Consider the following 25,531-nt stretch of genomic DNA (forward strand, 5'->3'; position numbering starts at 1 on the left):
GTACGATCGGCGGATGTTCCGCCTCCGCCGTCCGTCGCCCGTCCGGCCCCTCGGGCCGGTGGTCCTGCTGTGGGCGCTGCTCGCCGGATGCGGCCCGCTGCCGGGCGCCGGCGGTGCCGACCCGGCCGAGCAGGACGTCCGCCGGGCCGTCGCCGAGTGGTCGCGGGAGACGCCCGAGCCGCTCACCGGGATCCCGTTCGCCGACCGCACGTACGAGGTCGCCTCGGTGCGGCGCGACGGCGAGCGGGCCCGCGTACGGGCGCGGCTGCGCTACCGGCTGGCCGGCTACGACACCGCTCCCGAGGAGTCGGCCCGTGAGCTTGATCTGCTCCGGGAGGCCGGCGGCTGGCGGGTGGGCGCCGACCGGCCCGCACCGGGGGCCCTGCCGCAGCTGTGGGACCTGGGCCCGGTCGCGGTGGCCACCGGCAGCCGCTCCCTCGTCCTCGGTGCTTCCGGGCAGGACGCCGGGACACTGCGGGAGATCGCCGCCGAGGCCGACCGGGCGGTGCCGGCCGCGAGCGAGGCCTGGCCCGGAGCGTGGGCGGGGCGGGTCGTCGTGCTCGTGCCGGGCTCCCTCGACGCGATGGCGCGGCTGCTCGGCCGCCCCGCCGACACCTACCGGGGGCTGGGCGCGGTCACGACGGGCCGGGTCGGCGCGGGACCGGCCCCCGCGGACCGGGTCGTCGTCAATCCGGAGGGGTACGCCGCGCTGGGCGCGCAGGGCCGGCGGATCATCCTGACCCACGAGGTCACGCACGTGGCCACCCGCGCGGCGACGACCGCCACCACCCCGGCGTGGCTCTCCGAGGGCTTCGCGGACTGGGCGGCGTACCGGGAGGCCTCCACGACGCCCGCACAGGCCGCCCCCGCGCTCGCCCGGGCGGTACGCAGCGGCGCGCTGCCGGGCGCGCTGCCCCGGCCGGAGGACTTCGCCTTCGGCGGCGACCCCGAGGCGGCGTCCCGGGCGTACGAGGGTGCCTGGCTGGCCTGCCGGCTGATCGCGGCGAAGTGGGGCGAGGAAGCCCTTGCGGAGCTGTACGGGCGGGCGGGCCGCGAGCCGCTGGAGACCGCGCTGCGGGAGACCCTCGGAGTGGACGCCGCGGGGCTGGCGGAGGCCTGGCGGGAGTCCCTTCGCGAGGAGCTGGGCTGAGCGGGTACTGTCGGCAGGCGATGCACAAGACCCTGATCGTGACCAACGACTTCCCGCCGAGACCGGGCGGCATCCAGGCCTTCCTCCACAACATGGCGCTACGGCTGGACCCCGACCGGGTCGTCGTCTACGCCTCCACGTGGAAGCACGGCGCGGAGGGCCGCGAGGCCACCGCGGCCTTCGACGCGGAACAGCCCTTCGAGGTGGTCCGCGACCGCACGACGATGCTGCTGCCCACCCCGCGCGTGACGCGCCGGGCGGTCGCCCTGCTGCGCGAACACGGCTGCGAGTCCGTGTGGTTCGGGGCCGCCGCCCCGCTCGGGCTGATGGGACCGGCGCTGCGCCGGGCGGGCGCCCGGCGGATCGTGGCGACCACCCACGGGCACGAGGCGGGCTGGGCCCAGCTCCCGGCCGCGCGGCAGCTGCTGCGGCGGATCGGCGAGGGCACGGACACGCTGACGTACCTGGGGGAGTACACGCGCTCGCGGATCGCCTCGGCGGTCACGGACCGGGCGGCGGCGCGGATGGTGCACCTCCCGCCGGGAGTCGACGAGAAGACCTTCCACGCGGCGTCGGGCGGCGACGAGGTCCGGGCCCGGCTCGGCCTCTCGGACCGGCCCGTGGTGGTGTGCGTGTCGCGACTGGTGCCGCGCAAGGGCCAGGACACCCTGATCGAGGCCATGCCGCGGATCCTGGCCGCGGTGCCGGACGCCGTGCTGCTGGTCGTCGGCGGCGGACCGTACGAGGCGGACCTGCGCGCGCTGGCGACGTCCACGGGCGTGGCCGGTTCGGTGGTCTTCACGGGCGCGGTCCCCTGGTCGCAGCTCCCCGCGCACTACGGCGCGGGCGACGTCTTCGCCATGCCCTGCCGGACCCGGCGCGGCGGCCTGGACGTGGAGGGGCTCGGCATCGTCTACCTGGAGGCCTCGGCAACGGGCCTGCCGGTGGTCGCGGGCGACTCGGGCGGGGCGCCGGACGCGGTGCTGGACGGCGAGACGGGCTGGGTCGTGCGGGGCGGTGCGCCCGAGGAGGCGGCGGACCGGATCGTGGCCCTGCTGAAGGATCCCGACCTGCGGGCCCGGATGGGCGAGCGCGGTCGCGCCTGGGTCGAGGAGAAGTGGCGCTGGGACCTGCTGGCGGACCGTCTGCGCGCGCTGTTGTAGTCCCGTGGCCCCGCCGGCGGTGGCGGAGTGCCGCCCGGCGGCCGGCGACGCCATGTCCGACTGTTCCTCGGATGTCTGTCAACACCGCGTCTGGGCGGACGGCCGGAATCCGCTCATGATGCGGCCATGGCATCCAACCTGACGCGCCGTCACATGCTGGGGCTCGGCGCCCTCTCGACCGCCGCCGCGCTCGGCTTCACCCGGATCGGCGCGGCCTCCGCCGCCGCCGTCGAGCCGGCCGCCGCCCACTACGCCCCCGCCATCGTCGTCGGATCCGGCTACGGCAGTGCCGTCGCCGCCCTGCGGCTCGGGCAGGCGGGCGTGCGCACCGTCGTCCTCGAAATGGGCCGGCTGTGGAACACCCCCGGACCCGACGGCAAGGTCTTCCCCTCCACCTCCGCCCCGGACCACCGCTCCATGTGGTTCCGCACCCGCACCGAGGCCCCGCTCGCACAGTTCCTCTGGCTCGACGTGGTCAACCGCGACATCAGCCCCTACCCCGGCGTCCTGGACCGCGTGCACCACGGCGACATGTCCGTCTACGTGGGCCGCGGCGTGGGCGGCGGCTCCCTCGTCAACGGCGGCATGGCGCCCACCCCCAGGCGCTCCTACTTCACCGAGGTCTTCCCCGGCGTCGACGCCGACGAGATGTACGGCACCTACTACCCCCGCGCCCGCGCCATGCTCGGGGTGAACGACATCGACCCGGCCTGGTTCGAGTCCACCGAGTGGTACCGCTTCGCCCGGATCTCCCGCAAGCACGCCCACCACACCGGCCTGAAGACCGTCTTCGTCCCCAACGTCTACGACTTCGGCCACATGAAGCGCGAGGCGGCGGGCACCGCGCCCCGCTCGGCCCTGGCCGGCGAGGTCATCTACGGGAACAACCACGGCAAGAGGAGCCTCGACAAGACCTACCTCGCCGCCGCCCTCGGCACCGGCAACGTCACCATCGAGACCATGCAGCACGTGGTCGGCGTACGGCCCGACCCGGCCGGCGGGTACGTCCTGACCGTGCGGACCAGCGATCTGACCGGGAAGGTCACCCGGGTCCGCGAACTCGGCTGCCGGCAGCTCTTCCTCGGCGCCGGCAGCCTGGGCACCACCGAGATCCTCCTGCGCGCCCGCGAGACCGGCACGCTGCCCGCGCTCAGCGGCGAGGTCGGGCGCGGCTGGGGCCCCAACGGCAACGTCATGACCGCCCGCGCCAACCACCTCTGGGACACCGTGGGCGCTCACCAGGCCACCATGCCGGCCCTCGGCATCGACGACTGGGACAACCCGGCGAACCCGGTGTTCGCCGAGATCGCCCCGCTCCCCATGGGCCTCGAACACTGGATTTCGATGTACCTGGCCATCACCCGGAACCCGGAGCGCGGCCACTTCACCTACGACGCGGCCGGAGACCGTGTCCACCTCAACTGGCGGCGGGACCAGAACAGACCGGCGGTCGACGCGGCGAAGAACCTCTTCGACCGCATCAACCGCCGCAACTTCACGATGTACCGCTACGACCTCTTCGGCGGCAACAGGGCCTTCGCCGACGACTTCACCTACCACCCGCTCGGCGGCTGCGTCCTGGGGAAGGCGACCGACGCCCACGGGCGGGCCAAGGGCTATCAGGGCCTCTACGTGGTCGACGGCTCCCTCGTCCCGGGGTCGCTCGGCGTGAACCCGTTCGTCACCATCACCGCCCTCGCCGAGCGGAACATGGCACGCATCCTCGCCGAGGACCCCCGCCCGGCGGCGGTGGCCGGTCAGCCGCGGTAGAGCGCCTCGATCTCGTCCGCGTAGTCCTTCGCCACCACGTTGCGCTTGAGCTTCAGCGACGGCGTGATGTGCCCCGACTCCTCGGTGAACTGGGAGGGCAGAATGCGGAATTTCCGCACCGATTCCGCCTTGGAAACGGCCGCATTGCCGTCGTCGACCGCCTTCTGGACGGCGGCGATGAGGTCGGCGTCCTCCCGCAGGTCCGCCGCCGTGACCCCGGCCGGCTTGCCGTTCTCCGCGGCCCAGCGGCCGAGGAACTCCTCGTCGATCGTCACCAGCGCGGCCACGAACGGCCTCGCGTCACCGACCACCATGCACTCCGCGACCAGCGCGTGCGCCCGGATGCGGTCCTCGATCACCGCGGGGGCGACGTTCTTGCCGCCCGCCGTGACGATGAGCTCCTTCTTGCGCCCGGTGATCGTGAGGTAGCCGTCCTCGTCGAGGGTGCCGACGTCGCCGGTGTGGAACCAGCCGTCGGTGAGCGCCTCGGCGGTCGCCGCCTCGTTCTTCCAGTACCCCGTGAAGATCTGCTCGCCGTGCAGCAGCACCTCGCCGTCGTCCGCGATGCGCACCACGGAGCCCGGCATGGGCTGGCCGACCGTGCCGATCTTCTGCTTGTCCCACGGGTTGAAGGTCGTGGCGGCACAGGACTCGGTCAGCCCGTAGCCCTCCAGCACCGTGAAGCCGATGCCGCGGAAGAAGTGCCCGAGCCGCTCGCCGAGCGGCGCGCCGCCGGAGATCGCGTACTCGCCGCGCCCGCCGAGGACGGCGTGCAGCTTGCTGTAGACCAGCTTCGAGAAGACCTTGTGCTTGAGCTTCAGCCCGAACGACGGGCCGCGCGGGGTGTCCAGCGCACGGCTGTAGGCGATGGCCGTGTCGGCCGCCGCGTCGAAGATCTTCCCCTTGCCCTCGGCCTGCGCCTTCGCGCGCGCCGAGTTGTAGACCTTCTCGAAGACCCGGGGCACGCCGAGGATCAGCGTGGGGCGGAAGGACTGGAGCTCGTCGGTGAGGTTCTTGATGTCCGGTACGCAGCCCAGGCGGATCGGCGCCAGCACGGCCGCCACCTCCACCAGGCGCCCGAAGACGTGCGCGGCCGGCAGGAACAGCAGGACCGAGCACTCGCCGGTCCTGAACAGCGGGCTCAGGCGCTCCACCGCGTTGCCGCACTCCGCGAAGAAGTTGCGGTGGCTCAGCACGCAGCCCTTGGGGCGGCCGGTGGTGCCCGAGGTGTAGACGATGGTGGCCGGGTCGTCGGCGTTCGCGAGGCTGCTGCGCTCGTCGACCTCGGCGTCGGTGACGGCGGCGCCCGCGGCCTTCAGCGCGTCCAGCCCGCCCTGCTCCAGCTCCCAGACCTCGCGCAGCTCCGGGAGCCGGTCGCGCAGCGACGCCACCGCCCCGGAGTGCCCGGCGTTCTCCACGACGACGGCGACCGCGCCGGAGTCGCCGAGGATCCACTGGATCTGCTCGGGGGAGCTGGTCTCGTACACGGGGACGGTGACGCCGCCCGCGCACCAGATCGCGAAGTCCACCAGCACCCACTCGTAACGGGTGCGGGAGATCAGGGCGACCCGGTCGCCGGGGCGCACTCCGGCCGCGATCAGGCCCTTGGCCGTGGCGCGCACCTCGGCGAGGAACTCGGTCGCCGTCACGTCCTGCCACCGGCCGTCGGCCTTGCGGCTCATCACGGCGGTGTCTGGGTGCTGGGCGGCGTTGCGGCGGATGAGATCCGTCAGGTTCCCGTCCGACGGGACCTCGTACAGGGCCGGAAGGCTGAACTCGCGCAAGACTGCTGCTCCTCTGGGCGCCATCGCCACCATGTGGACCGACCGGACGTTACCCACCGGTAGTGGGTTCCCGATAGAGGGAACCGGCCAGATGTTCCGTGCGTCACATTCTGCACTCGCGCGGTCCGGCCCCGACGCGCCGACAGTAGTCGAACCCGTCGCCGACTCGGAAGTAACCGCAGGTAGGCCCGGCTTTCACAGGGCCACTACCAGCTCCTCACCAGCCCCCCTAGGGTTGTCCGCATGGTTGGCAGCTTGCGGGGCGCAGAACACGGGACGAGCGGATCGAGCCGCACACGGGTCCACGTCGTGAGCGACGTGCACGGCAACACCGAGGCCCTGGCACGCGCCGGCGACGGCGCCGACGCCCTCATCTGCCTCGGAGACCTCGTCCTCTTCCTCGACTACGCCGACCACTCGCGCGGCATCTTCCCCGACCTGTTCGGCGTCGAGAACGCCGACCTCATCGTCGAGCTGCGCACCCAGCGCCGCTTCGAGGAGGCCCACGCCCTCGGCCGCCGGCTGTGGGCGGGACTCGACCGCGAGCAGGTGATCGAGGACGCGGTACGCCGCCAGTACGCGCAGATGTTCGCCGCCTTCCCCCGCCCCACCTACGCCACCTACGGCAACGTCGACATCCCGGCCCTCTGGCCCGAGTACGCCGACCGGCACGGCCTCACCGTCCTCGACGGCCAGCGGGTCGAGATCGCCGGCCGCGTCTTCGGCTTCGTCGGCGGCGGACTCCCCTCGCCCATGCGCACCCCCTATGAAGTGGACGTGGAGGAGTACGCCGCGAAGGTCGAGGCCCTCGGCGAGGTCGACGTCCTCTGCTCGCACATCCCGCCGGAAGTGCCCGAGCTCTGCTACGACACCGTCGCACGCCGCTTCGAACGGGGCAGTGAGGCCCTGCTCGCCGCCATCCGCCGCACCCGCCCCCGCTACGCCCTCTTCGGCCACGTCCACCAGCCCCTCGCCCGGCGGATGCGCATCGGCGCCACCGAGTGCGTGAACGTCGGTCACTTCGCCTCCACCGGCCGCCCCTGGGCCATGGAGTGGTGAGAACCGGCCGCTTCGGCGCCGCCCGGACCCGGCCCGGGGAGCCTCTGGAGTGGCGGCGTCCGCACGCGCGGTAGCCTTCACGCGGCGGCCGGAGGCCGTACACATCCTCGAACAATCTCCGGAGGAGCGACCGCGATGGCGGAACACACCAGCTCAAGCATCACGATCGACGCCGCGCCCGGCGACGTGATGGCCGTGATCGCCGACTTCGCCCGCTACCCCGAGTGGACCGGCGAGGTGAAGGAGGCCGAGGTCCTCGCCACCGACGCCGACGGCCGGGCCGAGAAGGTCCGACTGCTGCTCGACGCGGGCGCGATCAAGGACGACCACACCCTCGCCTACACCTGGAAGGGCACCGACGAGGTCAGCTGGACCCTGGACAAGTCGCAGATGCTGCGCCAGCTCGACGGCTCCTACCGGCTCGCCCCGGTGGACGGCGGCAAGCGCACCGAGGTCACCTACCAGCTGACCGTCGACGTCAAGATCCCCATGCTCGGCATGATCAAGCGCAAGGCCGAGAAGGTCATCATCGACCGCGCCCTGGCCGGCCTGAAGAAGCGCGTCGAGTCCGTCTGACCGACCGCACCGGGAGTGCCGCGCCCACCCGGGGCGGCACCCCGCCGGGCCCCCTCGCGGCCCGCGCGCGGCGCCCCCCACCGACCCGGAGCACCCCCCATGCACACCCTGCTCATCACCGGCCCCGGCGGGGCCGGGCGGACCACCGTCGCCGCCGCCACCGCCCTCGCCGCCGCCCGCCGCGGCCGCCGGGTGCTGCTGCTCTCCGGCGACCCGGGCGACCCGCTCCCCGAACTCCTCGGCGCCCCCCTCCCGCCCGGCCTGCGCATCGCCGGGGTCGACTCCGGCCAGGAGTTCCGCGACGAACTCGCCGCGCTCCAGGAACGCGGATCCGCCCTGCTCTCGATGGTCGGCGCCCGCCCGCTCGCCGCCGAGGAACTCACCGAACTGCCCGGCGCCGAACAGTTCGCCCTCCTGCGCGCCCTGCGCCGGGCCGCCGCCGCACCCGGCACCGACCTCGTCGTCGTCGACCTGCCCCCGCTCCACCAGGCCGTCGCCGCCCTCGCCCTGCCCGCCCAACTGCGCCGCTACCTCGCCCGCCTGCTCCCCACCGAGAAGCAGGCCGCCAGGGCCCTGCGGCCCGTACTCGCCCAGCTGGCAGGCGTTCCCATGCCCGCCCAGTGGCTCTACGAGGCCGCCGCACGCTGGGACGAGGAGCTCGCCGCCGTCCAGGCCGTCGTCGAGGCCGACACCACCGACGTCCGCCTGGTCGCCGAGCCCGGACCGGCCGCCGCCGAAGCCCTCCGCCTGGGACGGCTCGGCCTCGCCCTCCACCAGCTGCCCGTCTCCGCCGTCGTCGCCAACCGGACGGTCCCGCCCGGCTCCGCCGATCCCTGGCTCGCCGGACTCGCCGCCCAACAGGACAAATACGCCGCCGAGTGGGCCTGTGAGGGCCCCGTGGTGCCCCTCGCCCATCTCGGCCCCGACCCCCGGGGCCAGGACGACCTCGGCCGGCTCGCCGCCGACGGCGCACTCGTCCCGGACGCGCCCGCCCCCCGCCCCGCCTGGACCGTCGAGGACCGGCTCGCCGAGGAGGGGTTCCTCGTCTGGGTGGTTCCGCTGCCCGGCGCCCACAAGCGCGACCTCGGCCTCGTCCGCCGCGGCGACGAGCTGCTCCTCACCGCCGGCCCGCACCGCAGGACCGTTCCCCTGCCCTCCGCGCTGCGCCGCTGCACCGTCTCCGGCGCCGCCCTCACCGAGGGCCGGCTCCGCATCCGCTTCACCCCCGACCCGGGCCTGTGGCCCCGTACGCGCTGAACGGCATACCCCCGTTCGGGTACCGTCGGAGGTAGACAGCAAGCACGCCCAGCAGCCGCCGCAGGAGAGTCCGCCATGAGCGAGGCCACCGACCGCCCCACCGACGACGCCTGGGCCAAGGCCTGTGCCGAGGACCTCGCCGCCGAGAAGGAGCGCCTGCGCGGACAGGGCCAGGCCGGCCCCGGAAGCACCGGGACCGCGGCCGAGGAACTGTTCAAGCTCTTCGAGGCCGTCGCCGACAAGGTCTCCGCCCTGAACAACCCGCTGTTCGGAGCCGCCGCACAGGGTGCCGTCCGGCAGATCGTCGACCAGGCGAAGACCGCCGCCAAGCCCGTCGTCGAACGCAACCCGGAGGTCTTCGACCACCTCGCGGCCGCCGGCTCCGAGCTGCTCGCCGCCTACCGGTCCGCCGTCGAGGGCCACGAGGGACGCTGGACCCGGGGCGAGACCCGCGCACCTCGCCGGCCGTCCGACGACCGCGATCCGCGCGGGGACGGCCCCGACGACGGCCCGGCCGAGCGGATCGATCTCGACTGAACCCGCGGCGCCCTCGGGTACCGTTGGCCATGGCGGGGTTTGACCGGAAACCGAGGGACTAATGGGACTCACCATCGGCGTCGACATCGGCGGCACGAAGATCGCGGCCGGCGTGGTCGACGAAGAGGGCACGATCCTTGAGACGTACAAGGTGCCCACTCCGCCGACGGCGGACGGAGTGACGGAGGCCATCTGCGCCGCCGTCTCCGAGGTCAGCAGCAACCACGCCATCGAGGCCGTCGGTATCGGCGCCGCCGGATACGTGGACGACAAGCGCGCGACCGTGCTCTTCGCGCCGAACATCAACTGGCGCCACGAGCCGCTCAAGGACAAGGTCGAGCAGCGCATCGGCCTCCCCGTCGTCGTCGAGAACGACGCGAACTGCGCGGCCTGGGGCGAATACCGCTTCGGCGCCGGCCAGGGCCACGACGACGTCATCTGCATCACGCTCGGCACCGGCCTGGGTGGCGGCATCATCATCGGCAACAAGCTGCGGCGCGGACGCTTCGGCGTCGCCGCCGAGTTCGGCCACATCCGGGTCGTCCCGGACGGCCTGCTGTGCGGCTGCGGCAGCCAGGGCTGCTGGGAGCAGTACGCCTCCGGACGCGCCCTCGTCCGCTACGCCAAGCAGCGCGCGAACGCCACCCCGGAGAACGCCACCGTCCTGCTCGGCCTCGGCGACGGCACCCCCGAGGGCATCGAGGGCAAGCACATCAGCGAGGCCGCCCGGCAGGGCGACAAGGTGGCCGTCGACGCCTTCCGCGAACTGGCGCGCTGGGCCGGCGCCGGCCTCGCCGACCTGGCGTCCCTCTTCGACCCGTCGGCGTTCATCGTCGGCGGCGGCGTCTCCGACGAGGGCGACCTGGTCCTCGACCCGATCCGCAAGTCCTTCAAGCGCTGGCTGGTCGGCGGGGCCTGGCGCCCGCACGCCCAGGTGCTCGCCGCACAGCTCGGCGGCAAGGCCGGACTCGTCGGCGCGGCCGACCTGGCCCGCCAGGGCTGACCCCCTTCCGCCCGGACCGCCCGCCGCGCCCCTTGGGGGAGCGGCGGGCGGCTGCGTATCTTGCGGTGCATGGACATGGACCAGTCGCCGCCCCCGCTGCCGAAGTCCCGTACGGAGCCCGACGGTTCCACAGTGATCCGGGTTCTCGGATACAACGTCCGCTCGCTGCGCGACGACGAGGAGGCGCTCGTCCGGGTCGTCCGGGCCTGCGAGCCGGACCTGGTCCTCGTACAGGAGGCGCCGCGCTTCTTCCGCTGGCGCAAACACGCGGCCCGGCTGGCCAGGAAATGCGACCTGGTGGTCCTGGGAGGGGGAGCGACCGCGACCGGACCGCTGCTGCTGTGCTCGCTGCGGGTCTTCGCGGAGCGGACCGAGGACGTCCTGCTCCCGCACACCCCCGGACTCCACCGGCGCGGCCTGGCCACGGCCGTCGTCCGCATCGGCGGCGTACGTGTGGGCGTGGTCTCGGCGCACCTGTCGCTGGACCGGGCGCAGCGGCGGGCCCAGGCCGACCTCCTCCTCGACCGGATCGCCGCGCTGGACACCCCGTACGGGATCGCCGCGTGCGACGTCAACGAGGGACCGGGCGGCCCTGCCTTCGGGCGGCTCGCCCAGGCCCTCCAGGACTGCTGGGCCGTCGCCCCGTGGGGCGGGGAGCGGACCTTCCCGGCGGGCGCGCCGGACCGGCGGATCGATGCCGTCTTCGCCACGGCGGGGGTGGAGGTGCTGGCCTGCGGGGTCCCTGCGGGGCTGGCGGGGGTGGCGGCCGCGGACCTGCGGTCGGCGACGGATCACCTTCCGGTGCTGGCGGCGTTGCGGCTGCCGGCTGCGCCGTAGCTCCTGGGGCCGGGTACGGCGCCGTTGCCGGGGCCCCGCCCCCGGACCCCCGCGCCTCGAACGCCGGCGGGGCTGGAGGCTGCGGGCCGCTGCCCCGGCGCCCGCGCCTCCGACACCCAGCCCGTACAGGTCCGGTCAGACGACCGCGCCGCGGCCCGGGTCGTCGTCCTCGTCGTCGCCGTGCTGCATGCGCGCGACCAGGGTCGCGAAGCCGCCCAGGAAGCCGCCGATGCCCAGGGTCGTCAGCCACCAGGTCATGTCCCACTGCAGCAGCACCGCCAGCAGCAGGAGGACCGGGCCGCCGACCACCGCCAGCCACGCGAACTTCGCCGTCGTGTCCGCCGGCGGGAGCTCCGGCTCGGGCTGGACGAAGTGTCCCTCGTCCGCCGCGGCCGCCTCGTCGTCGGGCTCCGCCGGCGAATGGTCGCGGGGGCCCGCCATGCCCACGCCCGGGGCGAAGACCACCGAGCTGCCCAGCGTGGGAGCCGGCGCGGCCGGCGGCTCAGGCTCGGCGTCCGGGCCCGGCTCCGGCGGCAGCGGCTTGACGTCCTCCTCCGGCAGCAGGAGGTTCTCGATGGGCTGGAACGGCCGCGACCCCGGCGGGTCCGGCGGCTCCTGCCCGTACCCGGCCACGATCGCTGCCCACGCCGCTTCCTCGTCCAGCGGCGGCACACCGCCCGACTGCTCCTCGTGCTCAGCCACCGGCCTGCGCCCCCTCCCTGCCCACGCTCTCCGCCAGACGGCCGACGAACGCAAAACTGTCCGCGAAGATCCGCTCCGCGTCATGGTCCAACGTCGCGACGTGGTAGCTCTGTTCCAGCAGGGTCTCCGTGACGTCCGTCGACGAGACCCGGGCCAGTACGCGCGCCGAGTCGACGGGCGGCACGACGTGGTCCTGCGGGCTGTGCAGGAGCAGCAGCGGCTGCGTCACCTGCGGCAGCTCGGCGTCCACCAGCCGCAGGAACCTGCGCAGCGAGTGCGCGGCCCGCGTCGGGACCCGGTCGTAGCCGACCTCCACCGAGCCCGGCTTGGCGATGTCGCTGGCGATGCCGGGCGTCGACCGGATGAAGTGCTGCGCCACCGGGAGGGCGAAGGCCAGCGGGTCGTGGACCTTGTTCGCCGGGTTGACCAGGACGATGCCGCTGATCGCGTCCCCGTGCTTGGCCGCCAGCCGCAGCGTCAGCGCACCGCCCATCGACAGCCCGAAGACGAACACCTGCTTGCACCGGTCCAGCAGCTCCCGCAGGGCCCGGTCCACCTCCGCGTACCAGTCCTCCCAGCCCGTGAGCTGCATGTCCTGCCAGCGTGTCCCGTGCCCGGGCAGCAGCGGCAGCGACACCGTCAGCCCCCGCCCGGCGAGGTACTCGGCCCAGGGGCGCAGGGACTGCGGGGAACCGGTGAAGCCGTGGCAGAGAAGGACGCCGACCTCTCCGCCCTCGTGGCGGAACGGCTCGGCTCCAGGGAGGACGGGCACCAGGGGTCTCCTTGATCATGACGTACGCCGGGCGGGTGCGTTGCTCTGTGTGACTTCAAGGTACGCGACCGGGGTGGCACCGGCCAGGGTCGTCGGGCCCCTGCCGGCGGGGGCACGGGATATGGTCTGTTCGACAGACACAGGAAGGCTTTCGAGTTGATCTACGGCGCAATGAAGTTCTCCGTCGGCGGTTCCCTGAAACTCGCTTTCAGGCCGTGGGTGGAGGGCCTCGAGAACATTCCCGCGGAGGGGCCGGCGATCCTCGCGAGCAATCACCTGTCCTTCTCCGACTCCTTCTTCCTCCCGGCCGTGCTGGACCGGAAGGTGACCTTCATCGCGAAGGCGGAGTACTTCACCTCTCCCGGGGTCAAGGGCAGGCTGACCGCCGCGTTCTTCAAGGGCGTCGGCCAGCTCCCGGTGGACCGCTCCGGCGCCCGCGGCGCCGGCGAGGCCGCCATCAAGAGCGGCATCGAGGTCATCGAGCGCGGCGAGCTGTTCGGCATCTACCCCGAGGGCACGCGTTCGCCCGACGGCCGCCTCTACCGCGGCAAGCCCGGCGGCCTGGCCCGGGTGGCCCTGGCCACCGGCGCGCCCGTGATCCCCGTCGCGATGATCGACACGGAGAAGATCCAGCCGCCCGGCAAGATCGTCCCCAAGCTCATGCGCCCGGGCATCCGGATCGGCAAGCCGCTGGACTTCAGCCGCTACCACGGCATGGACAACGACCGCTTCATCCTCCGCTCGGTGACCGACGAGGTCATGTACGAGATCATGAAGCTCTCCGGCCAGGAGTACGTCGACATCTACGCGACGGCGGCCAAGCGGCAGATCGCCGACGCCGAGAAGGCCGCCAAGGACGCCGAGAAGGCCGAGAAGGCCGCCAGGGCGGACAAGGCCGGCAAGGGCGAGTAGCGGAAGCGGGCGGTACCGCCCGTCAGGGGGGTGGGGGAGATGGCGAAACGCGAACGCGTCGTACGCATGTCGGTCGAGCAGCCGCTCTGGCGCGCCCTGACCGCGTACCGGCTGCTGACCATGGTCTACGCGGTGCTGCTGTACGCCTCGGCGTACAAGGAGTTCCCGCACCCCTGGCCCGCGGCCGGCTACCTCGCCGTCCTCGCCGTGTGGACCCTCGCCACCTTCCGCAAGGTCTCCAACGCCGCCAGCTGCACCAAGGGATTCCTCGTCGCCGACCTGACCGTCGCGATCGCGGGCGTCCTGCTCACACCGATCGTCGACACGCAGGAGCGGATCGCCGCCGGCGGGCCCACCCTCCCCACCATATGGACGGCCGGCGCCGTCCTCGGCTTCGCCATCAAGGGCGGCTGGCGCTGGGCCTGCTTCGCCTCCACCCTCGTGGCGATGGCCAACATCGTCATCCACGGCGGCCAGCCCACCCGGGACACCCTCCACAACGTCCTGCTCGTCTGGGTCGCCTCCGTCGCCATCGGCTACGTCGTCGAGGTCGCCCGGGCCAGCGAGAACACCCTCGCCCGCGCCCTGGAGATCGAGGCCGCCACGCGGGAACGCGAGCGCCTCGCCCGCGACATCCACGACGGCGTCCTCCAGGTCCTCGCCATGGTCCAGCGCCGCGGCGCCGAACTGGGCGGCGAGGCCGAGGAGCTCGGCAGGATGGCGGGGGAGCAGGAGGTGGCGCTGCGCACGCTGGTCTCCAGCGGCCTGGTGCAGCCCTCCCGGGTCTGCCGCGACGAGTCGCGGGGCGCTCTGGTGGACACCTACGAGGACGACGAGCCCGGTGCGGACGACGGCGAGCTGGACCTGCGCACGCTCCTCGCCCCGCACGCCGGGTCCAGGATCAGCTTCGCCGAACCGGGCACCCCGGTCCCGCTGCCCGGCCCGGCAGCGAAGGAACTGGCAGCCGCGGTCGGCGCCGCCCTGGACAATGTGCGCAAGCACGCCGGGGAAGGGGCCAGGGCCTGGATCCTGGTCGAGGACTGGGGCGACGAGGTGATCGTGACCGTCCGCGACGACGGCCCCGGCATCCCCGCGGGCCGCCTGGACCAGGCCGAGGGCGAGGGCCGGATGGGCGTGGCCCTGTCCATCCGCGGGCGGCTGCGCGACCTCGGCGGCAGCGCCGATCTGGTGTCCGTCCCCGGGCAGGGCACCGAAGTGGAACTGAAGGTACCCAGGGGCAGGACGGACAAGAAGTGAGTGAGCACACCGACGTGAACGACCCGCAGCAGCCGCAGCAGCGTGAGATCAGGGTGATGGTCGTCGACGACCACCCGATGTGGCGCGACGCGGTGGCCCGCGACCTCGCCGCCGCCGGCCTGGACGTGGTGGCCACCGCCGGCGACGGCCCCGAGGCGGTGCGCCGGGCCCGCGCCGTCGGCCCCGACGTCCTGGTCCTCGACCTCAACCTGCCGGGCATGCCGGGCGTACAGGTCTGCAAGGAACTGGTCGGCGCCCATCCGGCGCTGCGGGTCCTGGTCCTGTCGGCCAGCGGTGAGCACGCGGACGTCCTGGAGGCGGTCAAGTCCGGCGCCACCGGCTACCTGCTGAAGTCCGCGGGGGCCGAGGAGCTGATCGACGCCGTCCGCCGCACCGCCGCCGGGGACCCGGTCTTCACCCCGGGCCTGGCCGGGCTGGTGCTCGGCGAGTACCGGCGGCTCGCCACCGACCCGGCGCCGACCGCCTCCGACGAGCCGAAGGCGCCCCAGCTGACCGACCGCGAGACCGAGGTGCTCCGGCTCGTGGCCAAGGGGCTGTCCTACAAGCAGATCGCCGAACGGCTGGTCATCTCGCACCGCACCGTGCAGAACCACGTCCAGAACACCCTGGGCAAGCTCCAGTTGCACAACCGCGTGGAGCTCGTCCGGTACGCCATAGAGGCGGGCCTCGACGACGCCTGATCGCCCGCCGCGCGGGCGTCGATCGTATTTACCTCCTCGTACGAGTGAACGGGCGGAGGCAACTCCCTGCGATTCCACCGGAATCGACCCCTTCAGATCCCTTGTTGTGACCTGCGTCACCACTAGCGTGAGCGTCATGGCGAAGGGAGATGCAATGAAGGTCGGAGTGCTGACCGGTGGCGGCGACTGCCCCGGTCTCAACGCGGTGATCAGGGCCGTCGTCCGCAAGGGCCAGCAGGAGTACGGCTGCCGGTTCGTCGGGTTCAAGGACGGATGGCGGGGCGCGGTCGAGGGGCGCACGGTCCCCCTCGACATCCCCGCGGTCCGCGGCATCCTGCCCCGCGGCGGCACCATCCTCGGCTCCTCGCGCACCAATCCGTTCAAGACGGAGAACGGGGTGCGCGACATCAAGGACAACCTGGCCAAGTACGAGGTCGACGCGCTCATCGCGATCGGCGGCGAGGACACCCTCGGGGTCGCCGCCCGCCTCCACGGGGAGTACGGCATCCCCTGCGTCGGCGTACCGAAGACCATCGACAACGACCTGTCCGCCACCGACTACACCTTCGGCTTCGACACCGCCGTCGGCATCGCGACCGAGGCCATCGACCGCCTGCACACCACGGCCGAATCGCACATGCGGGTCCTCGTCGTCGAGGTCATGGGCCGGCACGCGGGCTGGATCGCCCTGCACTCCGGGCTCGCCGGCGGCGCCAACGTGATCCTCATCCCCGAACAGCGCTTCGACGTCGACCAGGTGTGCGCCTGGGTGACCTCCCGGTTCAAGGCGAGCTACGCGCCGATCGTCGTGGTCGCCGAGGGCGCCATGCCCAAGGACGGGGACATGGTGCTCAAGGACGGCACCAAGGACTCCTTCGGGCACGTCCGGCTGTCGGGCGTCGGCGAATGGCTGGCCAAGGAGATCGAGGAGCGCACCGGCAAGGAGGCCCGCACCACCGTCCTCGGGCACATCCAGCGCGGTGGCACCCCCAGCGCCTTCGACCGGTGGCTCGCCACCCGGTTCGGACTGCACGCCATCGACGCCGTCCGCGACAGGGACTTCGGCACGATGGTCGCCCTCAAGGGGACGGACATCGTCCGGGTGCCGATCGCGGACGCGACGGCGAAGCTGAAGACGGTGGACCCCGCCCTCTACCAGGAGGTCGGCGTCTTCTTCGGCTGAGCCGCCGGACACCGCACACCATGGGCCGTCCCGTGCGGAACGGCCCATGGCCCCCACCGCGGACGCCACGCCCAGCCGACCGCCCCACCGCCGCCACCCCGGCCCGACGGCCGGCCGGGCCCCCACCACTGCCCGCCCTCGGCGGCCGAGTCGACCCCGTCCCGCGGCCCCCGCATTTCGCATCGCCTTCACCCGGCCGTCGCCTGGCGCGGGCCGGTGGCGCCTACAGTCCTCGCGTGGACTTCCCCGAGATCGCCCGATGGGTCTTCGCCGGCCTCGCCCTCATGGCCGCGGCCGGCCTGGGGCGGGGACTGTGGCGGCTGCGCCGGGCGGACCCTGCCGACCGCCCGGCCTGCCGCTGGGACGCCGCGGACCAGTGCGCCGGACTGGTGACCGCCGGCGGCGGCGCCTTCGGCAGCCCGTACCTCTTCGGAACGGGCCTGGCCCTGACCGCAGTGGTGATGGGTGCCAAGGCCGGCCGTGCGGCCCTGGCCCACCGGCGCAGGAGGGTGGAGCGGGAACGCGTGTGAACTCCGGGCCCGGCCCCGCGCGGGCGGGGGGTCAGGCCGGGGTCGGTGTGCGGACGGTGGTGAGCAGGTCGTGCAGGAGGTCGGCGCCGCGGAGGGTGAGGACCGACTCCGGATGGAACTGGACGCCCGCGAAGCCGCCCGCGGCGGAGCGGAGCGCGTGGACCTCCCCCGTGTTCGGGTCGCGGGACACCTCCACGCCCGCCCGAGCCAGCCGCGCCGCGGCCGCGTCGTCGCAGGACGCGACGTAGGTGTTGTAGAAGCCGACCACCTCCTCGGCCCCGAACAGCCCGATCCGGGTCTGCGCGCCCTGCGCCGGCTCCGCCTTGCGGACCAGTGGCAGTCCCAGCTCCGCGGCGAGCAGCTCGTGCCCGAGGCACACCCCGAGCAGGCCGTGCCGGTGCCCGGCCAGCAGTTCCGCGGCCAGCCCGCGCAGCATCCGCATCTTCGGGTCGGTGCCGTGCGCCGGATTGCCCGGGCCCGGGCCCAGCACGACCGGGCCCTCCCAGGCCAGCGCCGCCTCCCGCAGCCCCGGCTCGTCGAAGCGCCGCACGGCCACCTCCAGCCCCGCCACCCGCAGCACGTGCGCCAGCATCGCCGTGAAGGTGTCCTCCCCGTCCACCACCAGCGCACGGCCCGTCGGCGCCGCCGGCCGCTCCTGCATCCGCAGCCAGAACGGCGCCAGGTCGGCACGCCGCGCCGCCAGAGCCGCCCGCACCCGCGGGTCCTCGGACAGTCGCGCCCCCTCGACGCCCGGCCGCGGCGCCGCCCCCCGCACCCCGAGCGCCGCCAGCACCCCGGCCGCCTTCGCGTGCGTCTCCGCCACCTCGCCCGCCGGATCGGAGTGCCGCACCAGCGTCGCGCCCACCGGTACCCGCAGCGTCCCGTCCGCGGAAATGTCGGCCGTCCGGATCAGGATGGGCGAGTCGAGCGTCTGCGCCCCGGCCGCGTCCACCCCCAGCAGCGCCAGCGCGCCCGCGTAGTAGCCGCGGCCCCCGCTCTCGTACCGCTCGATCACCCGGCAGGCGTTCTGCACCGGCGAGCCCGTCACCGTCGCCGCGAACATCGTCTCCCGCAGCACCTCCCGCACGTCCAGCGAGGACCGTCCGCGCAGTTCGTACTCGGTGTGCGTGAGGTGGGACATCTGCTTCAGCCGCGGTCCGACGACGACCCCGCCCCGGTCCCCGACCGTGCACATCATCTTCAGTTCCTCGTCGACCACCATCGACAGCTCCTCGGTCTCCTTGCGGTCGCCGAGGAAGGCCAGCAGCGACTCGGCGGTCGGCCCCGTGGCGGGATGGCGGTACGTCCCGCTGATCGGGTTCATCACCACCGTGCCCCCGGACATCCGTACGTGGACCTCGGGGCTGGCGCCGACCAGGGTGCGCTCGCCGGTGTGCACGACGTACGTCCAGTACGCGCCCTGCTCGCCCTCCAGCAGCCGCCGGAACAGAGCGAGCGCGTCGGCCCGGCCGAAGCCCTCGATCCGGCCCCCGAACGTGCGCCGGATGACGAAGTTCGCCCCCTCGCCCCGGCCGATCTCGTCGCGTACCACCCGCTCCACCGTCCGCGCGTACTCGCCGTCGCAGACGTCGAAACGGCCGTCCTCGACCCGCACCGCGTGCGCCGGCAGCCCCGCCAGGGCCTCGGCGAGCGGGACCTCGTACACCTCCTCGGCGACCAGCGCGCTCAGCGGTGTGCCGTCGTCGCGCACCTCGAAGCCGCGCTCCCGGATCTGCCGGAAGGGCACGAGCGCGAGCGTGGGCAGCGGCCCGACGGGCAGGTCGCCGAGGTGTTCGGCCGTGTGGACCGGGCCGAGGAGCACTTCCACGGTGTCGTGGTCGCGGCCGGGGGTGCGCCGGCGCAGCAGGGCGAACGGCGGGCAGGAGTCGTCGAGCAGCCGGGCCAGCGGGTGCCGGCGGCCGTGGGGGCTGGGTTCCATGGGCGGAGCGTCCTTCCGAAAGGGGAGGAGCGGCTCTCGCCGTCGACGTCGAAACCGTCGTCGAACGCGGAAGGCCGCCCCTCGGGGCGGCCTTCGCATCGTGCGTGTCGTCAGGTACGCGCAGGAAGTGGGTCGCCGCCGGGAGCGGGCCACCACCAGTTCTGGTTCGTCTGCGCGTACATGCGGTGAACCATAGCCCAGACCGGGTGCCGGTGCCGGATCCCTCCCGGAGCGCGCGCTGAACCATGGATTCCGTTCCGCCGGGCCGTCCGCGGCCTTCGAGAAATCCGTCTCACGTTGTGGGCGGGCGGCCGGAAGCCCCGCGTAACGCCGTAATGTGTACGAGGTGACCGTGAACGCTGAAACCCAAGCCCCCGCCGCCAAGGCGACCTGGCGAGACCTTCCCGCGGCGCAGCAGCCTTCGTACCCCGATGCCGAGGCTCTGCGCGCTGTCGTCGCGGACCTCGAGTCGTATCCTCCGCTCGTCTTCGCGGGTGAGTGCGACCAGCTGCGCGCCCGTCTGGGAGCCGTCGCCAAGGGCGAGGCGTTCCTCCTCCAGGGCGGCGACTGCGCCGAGGCCTTCGACGGCGTCTCCGCCGACCACATCCGAGCCAAGCTCAAGACGCTGCTCCAGATGAGTGCCGTCCTGACGTACGCGGCCTCCGTGCCCGTCGTGAAGGTCGGCCGCATCGCCGGCCAGTACTCCAAGCCGCGCTCCAAGGACACCGAGACCCGCGACGGCGTCACCCTGCCGACCTACCGCGGCGACTCCGTCAACGGCTTCGCCTTCACCGAAGAGGCCCGCGTCCCGGACCCCGAGCGGCTGAAGCGCATGTACCACGCCTCCGCCTCCACGCTCAACCTGGTGCGCGCCTTCACCACCGGCGGTTACGCCGACCTGCGCCAGGTCCACGCCTGGAACCAGGACTTCGTGAAGTCCTCCCCGTCCGGTCAGCGGTACGAGCAGCTGGCGCGGGAGATCGACAACGCGCTCAGCTTCATGAAGGCCTGCGGCACCGACCCTGCCGAGTTCAAGGCCGTCGAGTTCTACGCCTCCCACGAGGCGCTGCTGCTCGACTACGAGGGCGCGCTGACGCGTACCGACTCGCGCACCGGCAAGCTGTACGACACCTCCGGCCACATGGTCTGGATCGGTGAGCGCACCCGCCAGCTCGACCACGCGCACATCGAGTTCTGCTCGCAGATCGCCAACCCGATCGGCATCAAGCTCGGCCCCACCACCACGGTGGACGAGGCGCTGACCTACGTCGACCGGCTGGACCCCCAGCGCGAGCCGGGCCGGCTGACCTTCGTCGTCCGGATGGGCGCCGACAAGGTCCGCGACAAGCTCCCCGAGCTGGTCGAGAAGGTCACCGCCTCCGGCGCGATCGTCGGCTGGGTCACCGACCCGATGCACGGCAACACCTTCGAGGCGGCCTCGGGCCACAAGACGCGCCGCTTCGACGACGTGCTCGACGAGGTCAAGGGCTTCTTCGAGGTCCACAAGGCCCTCGGCACCCACCCGGGCGGCATCCACGTCGAGCTCACCGGTGACGACGTCACCGAGTGCGTGGGCGGCGGCGACGAGATCTTCGTCGACGACCTGCACCAGCGCTACGAGACGGCCTGCGACCCGCGGCTCAACCGCAGCCAGTCGCTGGACCTGGCGTTCCTCGTTGCGGAGCTCTACCGCGACTAGGCCCCGCGGAGATCAGTAGGTGCGTTCCTACGACGGTGGGGCGCGGATCGATGTGATCCGCGCCCCACTGTCGTCCCCGGGTCTTTTAGGCCACCCTAAGTTTGGGTACGGTTAGGTAAGCCTCACCGAATAGGGGATGGCTCGTCGCACCACTCAGCGCCAGGAGGTGAACCGCGTGTACGTCTGCTCTTGCTTCGGTATCACCGACAAGCAGGTCAAGGAACACGCGGCTGCCGGGGCCTGCACGCCCCGCCAGATCGCCTCGGCGACCAAGGCCGGCACCGACTGCGGCTCCTGCGTACGCACCATCCAGGGCATCCTGGGCCGCGGGGCGTGCCCGCGTCGGGAGCTGCTGGAGAAGGGCGACGCGGTGTCCGTGCTCGCCGCCGACCCGGAGTCGGCGCGCTCGCCCGAGCTGGCGGAAGCGGCCTAGGAAGCGGTTCCCGGACGGCCGGGGCCGAACCGGACGGACCGGGATCAGCTGGGCTGCTCGATGAGCTGCGCGATGTAGAGCGCCTCGCCCAGGGACTCGATGAGCTCCAGCTGGGTGTCGAGGTAGTCGATGTGGTGCTCCTCGTCCTCCAGGATCTCCTCGAAGAGCCGGGCCGACGTGATGTCGCCCTTCCCGCGCATGACCTCGATGCCGCGCTTCAGCCGGTCGATGGCCTCGACCTCCACCTGGCGGTCCGCCTGGAACATCTCGGTGATCGTCTGCCCGACGCGCACGTGGAAGAGGCGCTGGTAGTTCGGCAGACCGTCGAGCATCAGGATGCGCTCGGTGATCTTGTCCGCGTGCTTCATCTCGTCGATGGATTCTTCACGCGTGTACTTGGCGAGCTTCGTCCAGCCCTTGTTGTCCTGGATGCGGTAGTGCAGCCAGTACTGGTTGATGGCCGTCAGCTCGCCGGTCAGCTGCTCGTTCAGAAACTCAAGGACCTCGGGGTCGCCCTGCATCGCAGAGGCTCCTTCCAGGCAATGTCAGCTATGTGACGGGGCAGTTGCGCGCATCCTTGCACTGCCGTTCAGGGCCGTCCAGTAAGTGCCTCCTTAGTGGGAGTTGCCGTGACTTGCCCGGATCGGCCCGGAGCTGGTCGTGACCACCCTGCCCAGTCTGTCACCATGGAGTCATGGGTCAGCCGGAAAGCCGGGAATCTCCGGGAGCAGAGCAGCTGGAGCTTCCACCGGGGCAGCGGCTGCAGAAGGGCTGGCCGGTCACCCACTACGGTCCCGTGCCCAAGTTCAAGCCGGACCGGTGGGAATTCCGCGTGTTCGGCGCGACCGCCGACGGCGACAAGCACTGCTGGAACCACGAGGAGTTCACGGCCCTGCCGTTCGCGACCGTCGTGGCGGACCTGCACTGCGTCACGAAGTTCAGCATGCAGGGCGCCGAATGGGGTGGTGTGCTCGCCCGTGACGTACTGGCCCTGGCGCCGCCCGCGCCGCAGGTCACGCATGTGATGGTCTGGGCCGAGTACGGCTTCAGCTCGAACCTGCGGCTGGCCGACTTCACCTCCGACCGCACCGTCTTCGCCACGCACGAGGGCGGCGAACTGCTCACCGCCGAGCACGGTTTCCCGGTCCGGCTGGTGGTCCCGCACCTCTACGCCTGGAAGGGCCCCAAGTGGGTCCGCGGCATCGAGTACATGACGGCCGACCGCCGCGGCTTCTGGGAGGAGCGCGGCTACCACAACATCGGCGACCCCTGGCGCGAGCAGCGCTACTCGTACCAGGAGGAGCCGGGCGACGGCCCCGAGCTCTAGAGGCGGGCGGACCTGCCCCGGGGCCCTCCCCCAGGGGTATCCCTCACCAGGCGGTGGATCACTGCGGGCCGCGCAGCTCCTTCAGCAGCGCCACGTCCGCCGCGTGGCCCTCCTGGCCGCCGGGCGTCTCGATGATCAGGGGGACGCCGTCCATCGCGGGATGGGTGCACAGCTCGGCGAAGGCGTCCGGGCCGATGTGGCCCCGCCCCACGTTCGCGTGCCGGTCCTTGTGCGCGCCCACGCCCTCCTTGGAGTCGTTCGCATGGACCAGCTTCAGCCGGCCCTCGCCCACGGTGTCCACCAGCAGGTCCAGCATCAGCTTCGTGCCGCCCGGCTCCGCGAGGTCGTGACCGGCCGCGAAGACATGGCAGGTGTCCAGGCAGATCCCCAGTTTCGGATGGTGGTCCAGCGCGTCGAAGTACGGGCCGAAGTCCTCGGCGCGCGAACACAGCGAGAAGCCCTGCCCGGCCGTGGACTCCAGCAGCAGGAAGGGGTCGTCCTCATGCGTCAGCTCGTCCAACAGCGGCAGCATGTGCTCCCTGACCTGCGCGTACGCCACCTCCCGCGGACGGCCGCCGGTCGCCGAACCGGTGTGGACGACCACCCCGAGCGCGCCGATGCGCCGGGCCCTGCGCAGTGAGTGGCGCAAGGACTCCACCGACTTCTCCACGGTGGCCGCCGTGTGCGAGCCGAAGTTGATCAGGTACGGCGCGTGCACGTACGCGGGAATGCCCTCCCGGGCGCACTCCTCACGGAACCGCTCGTCCTGCACCGGATTGCCGACCGGAGTCGCCCAGCCGCGCGGGTTGGCCACGAAGACCTGCACGGCCTCGGCGCCCATCTCCCGGGCGTACGTCAGCCCCACGGAGGCGAGACCGCCCGCGACCGGGACGTGTCCGCCCACCGGATTGCGTACCCCGTGCACCTACAGCCCCTTGACCCGGATCGTGATCGTGAGGCCTTCGGCGGCGGTCTGCCCGGGCAGCACCGACTGTGCGTCGACGGTCCTGCTGAAGGAGATCAGCGGACGGTCCACCTTCACCTTGAAGCCGGCGCCCTCCAGGGTCCTGCGGGCCGTGTCCACGTCCTGGCCGACCACGTTCGGGACGGGCAGCTGGCGCGGGCCCTTGGACACCGTCAGCGTGACCGTGTCCCCGGCCGCCGCCTGCGTGCCGGCGCCGATCGACTGGTTGGCGACCGTACCGGGGTCCGACGGCGCGTTGACCTGCTCGGGAGCCGTCGCGACCTTCAGGCCCAGACCCTCCAGCGTGGCCTTCGCCTGCTCGAAGGGCAGCCCGGTCACCCCCGGCACCGGCACCGGCCGGCCCTTGCTGACGACGATCGCGACCGCCGTGTCGGGCGCCCGCTTCTCGCCGCCCGCCGGGTTGGTGCTGATCACCGAGCCCTGGGCGACGTCCTGGCTGAAGGCCTGCGTGACGAGGCCGGGGGCCAGCCCGGTCCTGGTCAGCTCCTCCTTGGCCTCGTCCAGGGGACGGCCCTTGAGGTTGGGCACCGCGACGACTTCGGGCCCGCGGGAGATCGTCAGGGTCACCGCGCCGTTGCCGCGGATCCGCCGGCCCCCCGGCGGATCGGTGTCCATCACGGTCCCGCGCTCGAAGGCGTCGCTGAACCGGCGGTCGACCCCCTTCACCCCGAGCCCGGCCCCGGACAGCTGGGCGCGGGCCTGCTCCTCGGTTTTGCCGAGCAGGTTGGGGACCTTCGTGAACTGGCCGGAATTGATGTACCAGACGCCCGTACCGATGCCCAGGGCCAGCAGCACGCCGACCACGGCCAGCAGCACACCGCGGCGCGGCCGCGCGGCGGGAGCCGACCGGCGCCCGGACGGAGCGGGCGGGTCCAGGGGCGGGGCCTCCAGCCGCGAGGTGAGGTTCACCGGCTCTGCGGCCACCGCCCGCGGGATCACCCCCGTACGGTCCTCGGCGGACGACCGCTCCATCGCGTGCGCCTGCGGCGGTACCGCGTCCAGCTCGACGTCGGTGAGCTCCGCGCGGGCCTCACGGGCGAAGCCGAGCAGGGCGGCCGCGTCGTGGGGGCGCAGGTCGGGGTTGCGGGCGGTCGCGGACGCCACCAGGGCGTCGAGGGCCGCGGACAGGCCGGGGACGGCGGCGGACGGCGGCGGAACGTCCTCGTGCAGGTGCTGGTAGATGACCTGGGCGGCGGTGGCGCCCTGGTGGGGCTTGGAGCCCGTGAGCATCTCGTAGAGGACGACACCGCAGGCGTAGACGTCCGCGCGGGTGTCGACGATCCCGTTCTCGATCTGCTCGGGAGCCAGGTAGGAGACGGTGCCGAGGACCGATCCGGTGGTGTTGGTGACCGAGTCCACGGACCGGACCAGGCCGAAGTCGGCGACCTTGACCCTGCCGTCGTCGCCGATCAGCACGTTCTCGGGCTTCATGTCGCGGTGCACGAAGCCCGCCCGGTGAGCGGCGCCCAGGGCCGCGAGGACGGGTTCGAGGATGTCGAGGGCCGCCCGCGGCTGGAGTGCGCCGCGCTCGCGCAGCACGTCGCGCAGGGTGCAGCCGGAGACGTACTCCATCGCCAGGTAGACGTACGGCCCGTCCGTGCCCTGGTCGAAGACGGCGACCACGTTCGGGTGCGCGAGCCGTGCCACCGACTTCGCCTCGCGGATGAACCGGTCGACGAAGGCGGCGTCGGAGGAGAGCGCCGGATGCATCACCTTCAGGGCGAGAATCCGGTCCAGGCGGGTGTCGACGGCCCGGTAGACCGTGGCCATGCCGCCGGCCGCGATGCGGGCATCGATGCGGTAGCGGTCGTCGAGCACACGCCCGACGAGCGGGTCTTCCAAGGTCGTATCCACCCGCCGATTCTACGAGCCGACGCCGCAAGCCCGGCGGGGCCGGTCGCCTTGCAGCGCACCTGTGACGTGCCGGGGCGGCGGGGCGGAGCCCCGGCACCCCT

24 protein-coding genes are annotated in these 25,531 nt (G+C 72.8%); 17 read left to right on the plus strand and 7 right to left on the minus strand.

Going from position 1 to position 25,531, the window contains the following annotated elements:
• Positions 1-13 precede the first annotated feature (13 nt).
• From IF89_RS0112845 to IF89_RS0112855, 3 genes are all read left to right on the plus strand, one after another.
• Positions 14-1,150 carry a hypothetical protein gene (locus IF89_RS0112845; protein WP_078628262.1) on the plus strand — a complete coding sequence of 379 codons (1,137 nt, stop codon included), beginning with the start codon at positions 14-16 and terminating at the stop codon, positions 1,148-1,150.
• 20 nt (positions 1,151-1,170) lie between these two features.
• Positions 1,171-2,313, plus strand: a complete 1,143-nt coding sequence (locus IF89_RS0112850; protein WP_030765785.1) for a glycosyltransferase family 4 protein — start codon at positions 1,171-1,173, stop codon at positions 2,311-2,313.
• Between the two features lie 126 nt (positions 2,314-2,439).
• The gene (locus tag IF89_RS0112855) at positions 2,440-4,083 is read left to right on the plus strand and encodes a GMC oxidoreductase (RefSeq protein ID WP_030765787.1); all 1,644 of its coding nucleotides are present in this window, start codon (positions 2,440-2,442) and stop codon (positions 4,081-4,083) included.
• Here IF89_RS0112855 and IF89_RS0112860 read toward each other — a convergent pair.
• The gene (locus IF89_RS0112860; RefSeq protein WP_030765789.1) at positions 4,071-5,867 is read right to left on the minus strand and encodes an AMP-dependent synthetase/ligase; all 1,797 of its coding nucleotides are present in this window, start codon (positions 5,865-5,867) and stop codon (positions 4,071-4,073) included. The genes IF89_RS0112855 and IF89_RS0112860 overlap by 13 nt on opposite strands.
• Before the next feature lie 243 nt (positions 5,868-6,110).
• On the opposite strand from IF89_RS0112860, the gene IF89_RS0112865 reads away from it, so the two are divergent.
• The 6 genes from IF89_RS0112865 (at position 6,111) to IF89_RS0112890 (ending at position 11,136) form a co-directional block, all read left to right on the plus strand.
• Entirely contained in the window at positions 6,111-6,926 is an 816-nt protein-coding gene (locus IF89_RS0112865; protein WP_078628263.1) for a metallophosphoesterase family protein, read from the plus strand.
• A 135-nt stretch (positions 6,927-7,061) separates the two neighbouring features.
• A complete protein-coding gene (locus IF89_RS0112870; RefSeq protein WP_030765795.1) occupies positions 7,062-7,502 on the plus strand; it encodes an SRPBCC family protein in 441 nt (146 codons plus the stop codon).
• Positions 7,503-7,601: 99 nt separating this feature from the next.
• On the plus strand, positions 7,602-8,759 hold the full coding sequence (locus tag IF89_RS0112875; RefSeq protein WP_030765798.1) for an ArsA-related P-loop ATPase: 1,158 nt from the start codon (positions 7,602-7,604) through the stop codon (positions 8,757-8,759).
• Positions 8,760-8,834: 75 nt separating this feature from the next.
• Complete coding sequence (locus IF89_RS0112880) at positions 8,835-9,296, plus strand: DUF5304 domain-containing protein (protein WP_030765801.1); 462 nt, start codon at positions 8,835-8,837, stop codon at positions 9,294-9,296.
• A gap of 61 nt (positions 9,297-9,357) precedes the next feature.
• Complete coding sequence (locus IF89_RS0112885) at positions 9,358-10,299, plus strand: ROK family glucokinase (RefSeq protein WP_030765803.1); 942 nt, start codon at positions 9,358-9,360, stop codon at positions 10,297-10,299.
• Positions 10,300-10,374: 75 nt separating this feature from the next.
• Positions 10,375-11,136 carry an endonuclease/exonuclease/phosphatase family protein gene (locus IF89_RS0112890; protein ID WP_030765806.1) on the plus strand — a complete coding sequence of 254 codons (762 nt, stop codon included), beginning with the start codon at positions 10,375-10,377 and terminating at the stop codon, positions 11,134-11,136.
• Between the two features lie 135 nt (positions 11,137-11,271).
• Here IF89_RS0112890 and IF89_RS0112895 read toward each other — a convergent pair whose 3' ends face one another.
• On the minus strand, positions 11,272-11,838 hold the full coding sequence (locus tag IF89_RS0112895) for a hypothetical protein (RefSeq protein WP_030765809.1): 567 nt from the start codon (positions 11,836-11,838) through the stop codon (positions 11,272-11,274).
• A complete protein-coding gene (locus tag IF89_RS0112900) occupies positions 11,831-12,610 on the minus strand; it encodes an alpha/beta hydrolase (protein ID WP_030765812.1) in 780 nt (259 codons plus the stop codon). The genes IF89_RS0112895 and IF89_RS0112900 overlap by 8 nt, the downstream gene beginning before the upstream one ends.
• A gap of 171 nt (positions 12,611-12,781) precedes the next feature.
• Between IF89_RS0112900 and IF89_RS0112905 the strand changes: the two genes are divergently transcribed.
• The 5 genes from IF89_RS0112905 to IF89_RS0112925 all read left to right on the plus strand — a co-directional run bounded on the left by IF89_RS0112905 (position 12,782) and on the right by IF89_RS0112925 (position 17,193).
• Positions 12,782-13,522 (plus strand): lysophospholipid acyltransferase family protein, encoded by a 741-nt coding sequence (locus tag IF89_RS0112905; RefSeq protein WP_030765815.1) that lies wholly within the window; start codon positions 12,782-12,784, stop codon positions 13,520-13,522.
• Positions 13,523-13,561: 39 nt separating this feature from the next.
• A complete protein-coding gene (gene macS / locus IF89_RS0112910; RefSeq protein ID WP_030765818.1) occupies positions 13,562-14,779 on the plus strand; it encodes a MacS family sensor histidine kinase in 1,218 nt (405 codons plus the stop codon).
• A gap of 56 nt (positions 14,780-14,835) precedes the next feature.
• A complete protein-coding gene (locus IF89_RS0112915; protein WP_051807034.1) occupies positions 14,836-15,480 on the plus strand; it encodes a response regulator in 645 nt (214 codons plus the stop codon).
• A gap of 154 nt (positions 15,481-15,634) precedes the next feature.
• Positions 15,635-16,663, plus strand: coding sequence for a 6-phosphofructokinase (locus IF89_RS0112920; RefSeq protein WP_030765823.1), 1,029 nt, complete (start codon positions 15,635-15,637; stop codon positions 16,661-16,663).
• A gap of 236 nt (positions 16,664-16,899) precedes the next feature.
• Entirely contained in the window at positions 16,900-17,193 is a 294-nt protein-coding gene (locus IF89_RS0112925; protein WP_030765826.1) for a hypothetical protein, read from the plus strand.
• Positions 17,194-17,224: 31 nt separating this feature from the next.
• Here IF89_RS0112925 and IF89_RS0112930 read toward each other — a convergent pair whose 3' ends face one another.
• Positions 17,225-19,132, minus strand: coding sequence for an anthranilate synthase family protein (locus IF89_RS0112930; RefSeq protein ID WP_030765828.1), 1,908 nt, complete (start codon positions 19,130-19,132; stop codon positions 17,225-17,227).
• Between the two features lie 337 nt (positions 19,133-19,469).
• On the opposite strand from IF89_RS0112930, the gene IF89_RS0112935 reads away from it, so the two are divergent.
• Both IF89_RS0112935 and IF89_RS0112940 read left to right on the plus strand, forming a co-directional pair.
• Entirely contained in the window at positions 19,470-20,831 is a 1,362-nt protein-coding gene (locus IF89_RS0112935) for a class II 3-deoxy-7-phosphoheptulonate synthase (protein WP_420706909.1), read from the plus strand.
• A gap of 136 nt (positions 20,832-20,967) precedes the next feature.
• Entirely contained in the window at positions 20,968-21,264 is a 297-nt protein-coding gene (locus tag IF89_RS0112940) for a (2Fe-2S)-binding protein (RefSeq protein ID WP_199820496.1), read from the plus strand.
• A 44-nt stretch (positions 21,265-21,308) separates the two neighbouring features.
• Here IF89_RS0112940 and bfr read toward each other — a convergent pair whose 3' ends face one another.
• Positions 21,309-21,785 (minus strand): bacterioferritin, encoded by a 477-nt coding sequence (bfr, locus tag IF89_RS0112945; protein ID WP_030037303.1) that lies wholly within the window; start codon positions 21,783-21,785, stop codon positions 21,309-21,311.
• A gap of 173 nt (positions 21,786-21,958) precedes the next feature.
• Between bfr and IF89_RS0112950 the strand changes: the two genes are divergently transcribed.
• Positions 21,959-22,591: a sulfite oxidase-like oxidoreductase gene (locus IF89_RS0112950; RefSeq protein ID WP_030765837.1), complete on the plus strand. Its 633-nt coding sequence runs from the start codon at positions 21,959-21,961 to the stop codon at positions 22,589-22,591.
• Between the two features lie 58 nt (positions 22,592-22,649).
• On the opposite strand, the gene IF89_RS0112955 is transcribed toward IF89_RS0112950, so the two are convergent.
• Both IF89_RS0112955 and pknB read right to left on the minus strand, forming a co-directional pair.
• Positions 22,650-23,516 carry a deoxyribonuclease IV gene (locus tag IF89_RS0112955; RefSeq protein ID WP_030765840.1) on the minus strand — a complete coding sequence of 289 codons (867 nt, stop codon included), beginning with the start codon at positions 23,514-23,516 and terminating at the stop codon, positions 22,650-22,652.
• On the minus strand, positions 23,517-25,430 hold the full coding sequence (pknB, locus tag IF89_RS0112960; protein WP_030765843.1) for a Stk1 family PASTA domain-containing Ser/Thr kinase: 1,914 nt from the start codon (positions 25,428-25,430) through the stop codon (positions 23,517-23,519).
• Between the last annotated feature and the right edge of the window lie 101 nt (positions 25,431-25,531).

It is taken from the genome of Streptomyces sp. NRRL F-2664, assembly GCF_000719345.1.
Lineage (GTDB): Bacteria > Actinomycetota > Actinomycetes > Streptomycetales > Streptomycetaceae > Streptomyces.

Coding starts and splice junctions, on each gene's coding strand:
- IF89_RS0112845 (WP_078628262.1), top strand. CDS start 14: ATGTTCCGCCTCCGCCGTCCGTCGCCCGTCCGGCCCCTCGGGCCGGTG.
- IF89_RS0112850 (WP_030765785.1), top strand. CDS start 1,171: ATGCACAAGACCCTGATCGTGACCAACGACTTCCCGCCGAGACCGGGC.
- IF89_RS0112855 (WP_030765787.1), top strand. CDS start 2,440: ATGGCATCCAACCTGACGCGCCGTCACATGCTGGGGCTCGGCGCCCTC.
- IF89_RS0112865 (WP_078628263.1), top strand. CDS start 6,111: ATGGTTGGCAGCTTGCGGGGCGCAGAACACGGGACGAGCGGATCGAGC.
- IF89_RS0112870 (WP_030765795.1), top strand. CDS start 7,062: ATGGCGGAACACACCAGCTCAAGCATCACGATCGACGCCGCGCCCGGC.
- IF89_RS0112875 (WP_030765798.1), top strand. CDS start 7,602: ATGCACACCCTGCTCATCACCGGCCCCGGCGGGGCCGGGCGGACCACC.
- IF89_RS0112880 (WP_030765801.1), top strand. CDS start 8,835: ATGAGCGAGGCCACCGACCGCCCCACCGACGACGCCTGGGCCAAGGCC.
- IF89_RS0112885 (WP_030765803.1), top strand. CDS start 9,358: ATGGGACTCACCATCGGCGTCGACATCGGCGGCACGAAGATCGCGGCC.
- IF89_RS0112890 (WP_030765806.1), top strand. CDS start 10,375: ATGGACCAGTCGCCGCCCCCGCTGCCGAAGTCCCGTACGGAGCCCGAC.
- IF89_RS0112905 (WP_030765815.1), top strand. CDS start 12,782: ATGAAGTTCTCCGTCGGCGGTTCCCTGAAACTCGCTTTCAGGCCGTGG.
- macS (WP_030765818.1), top strand. CDS start 13,562: ATGGCGAAACGCGAACGCGTCGTACGCATGTCGGTCGAGCAGCCGCTC.
- IF89_RS0112915 (WP_051807034.1), top strand. CDS start 14,836: ATGGTCGTCGACGACCACCCGATGTGGCGCGACGCGGTGGCCCGCGAC.
- IF89_RS0112920 (WP_030765823.1), top strand. CDS start 15,635: ATGAAGGTCGGAGTGCTGACCGGTGGCGGCGACTGCCCCGGTCTCAAC.
- IF89_RS0112930 (WP_030765828.1), bottom strand. CDS start 19,132: ATGGAACCCAGCCCCCACGGCCGCCGGCACCCGCTGGCCCGGCTGCTC.
- IF89_RS0112940 (WP_199820496.1), top strand. CDS start 20,968: ATGGCTCGTCGCACCACTCAGCGCCAGGAGGTGAACCGCGTGTACGTC.
- bfr (WP_030037303.1), bottom strand. CDS start 21,785: ATGCAGGGCGACCCCGAGGTCCTTGAGTTTCTGAACGAGCAGCTGACC.
- IF89_RS0112950 (WP_030765837.1), top strand. CDS start 21,959: ATGGGTCAGCCGGAAAGCCGGGAATCTCCGGGAGCAGAGCAGCTGGAG.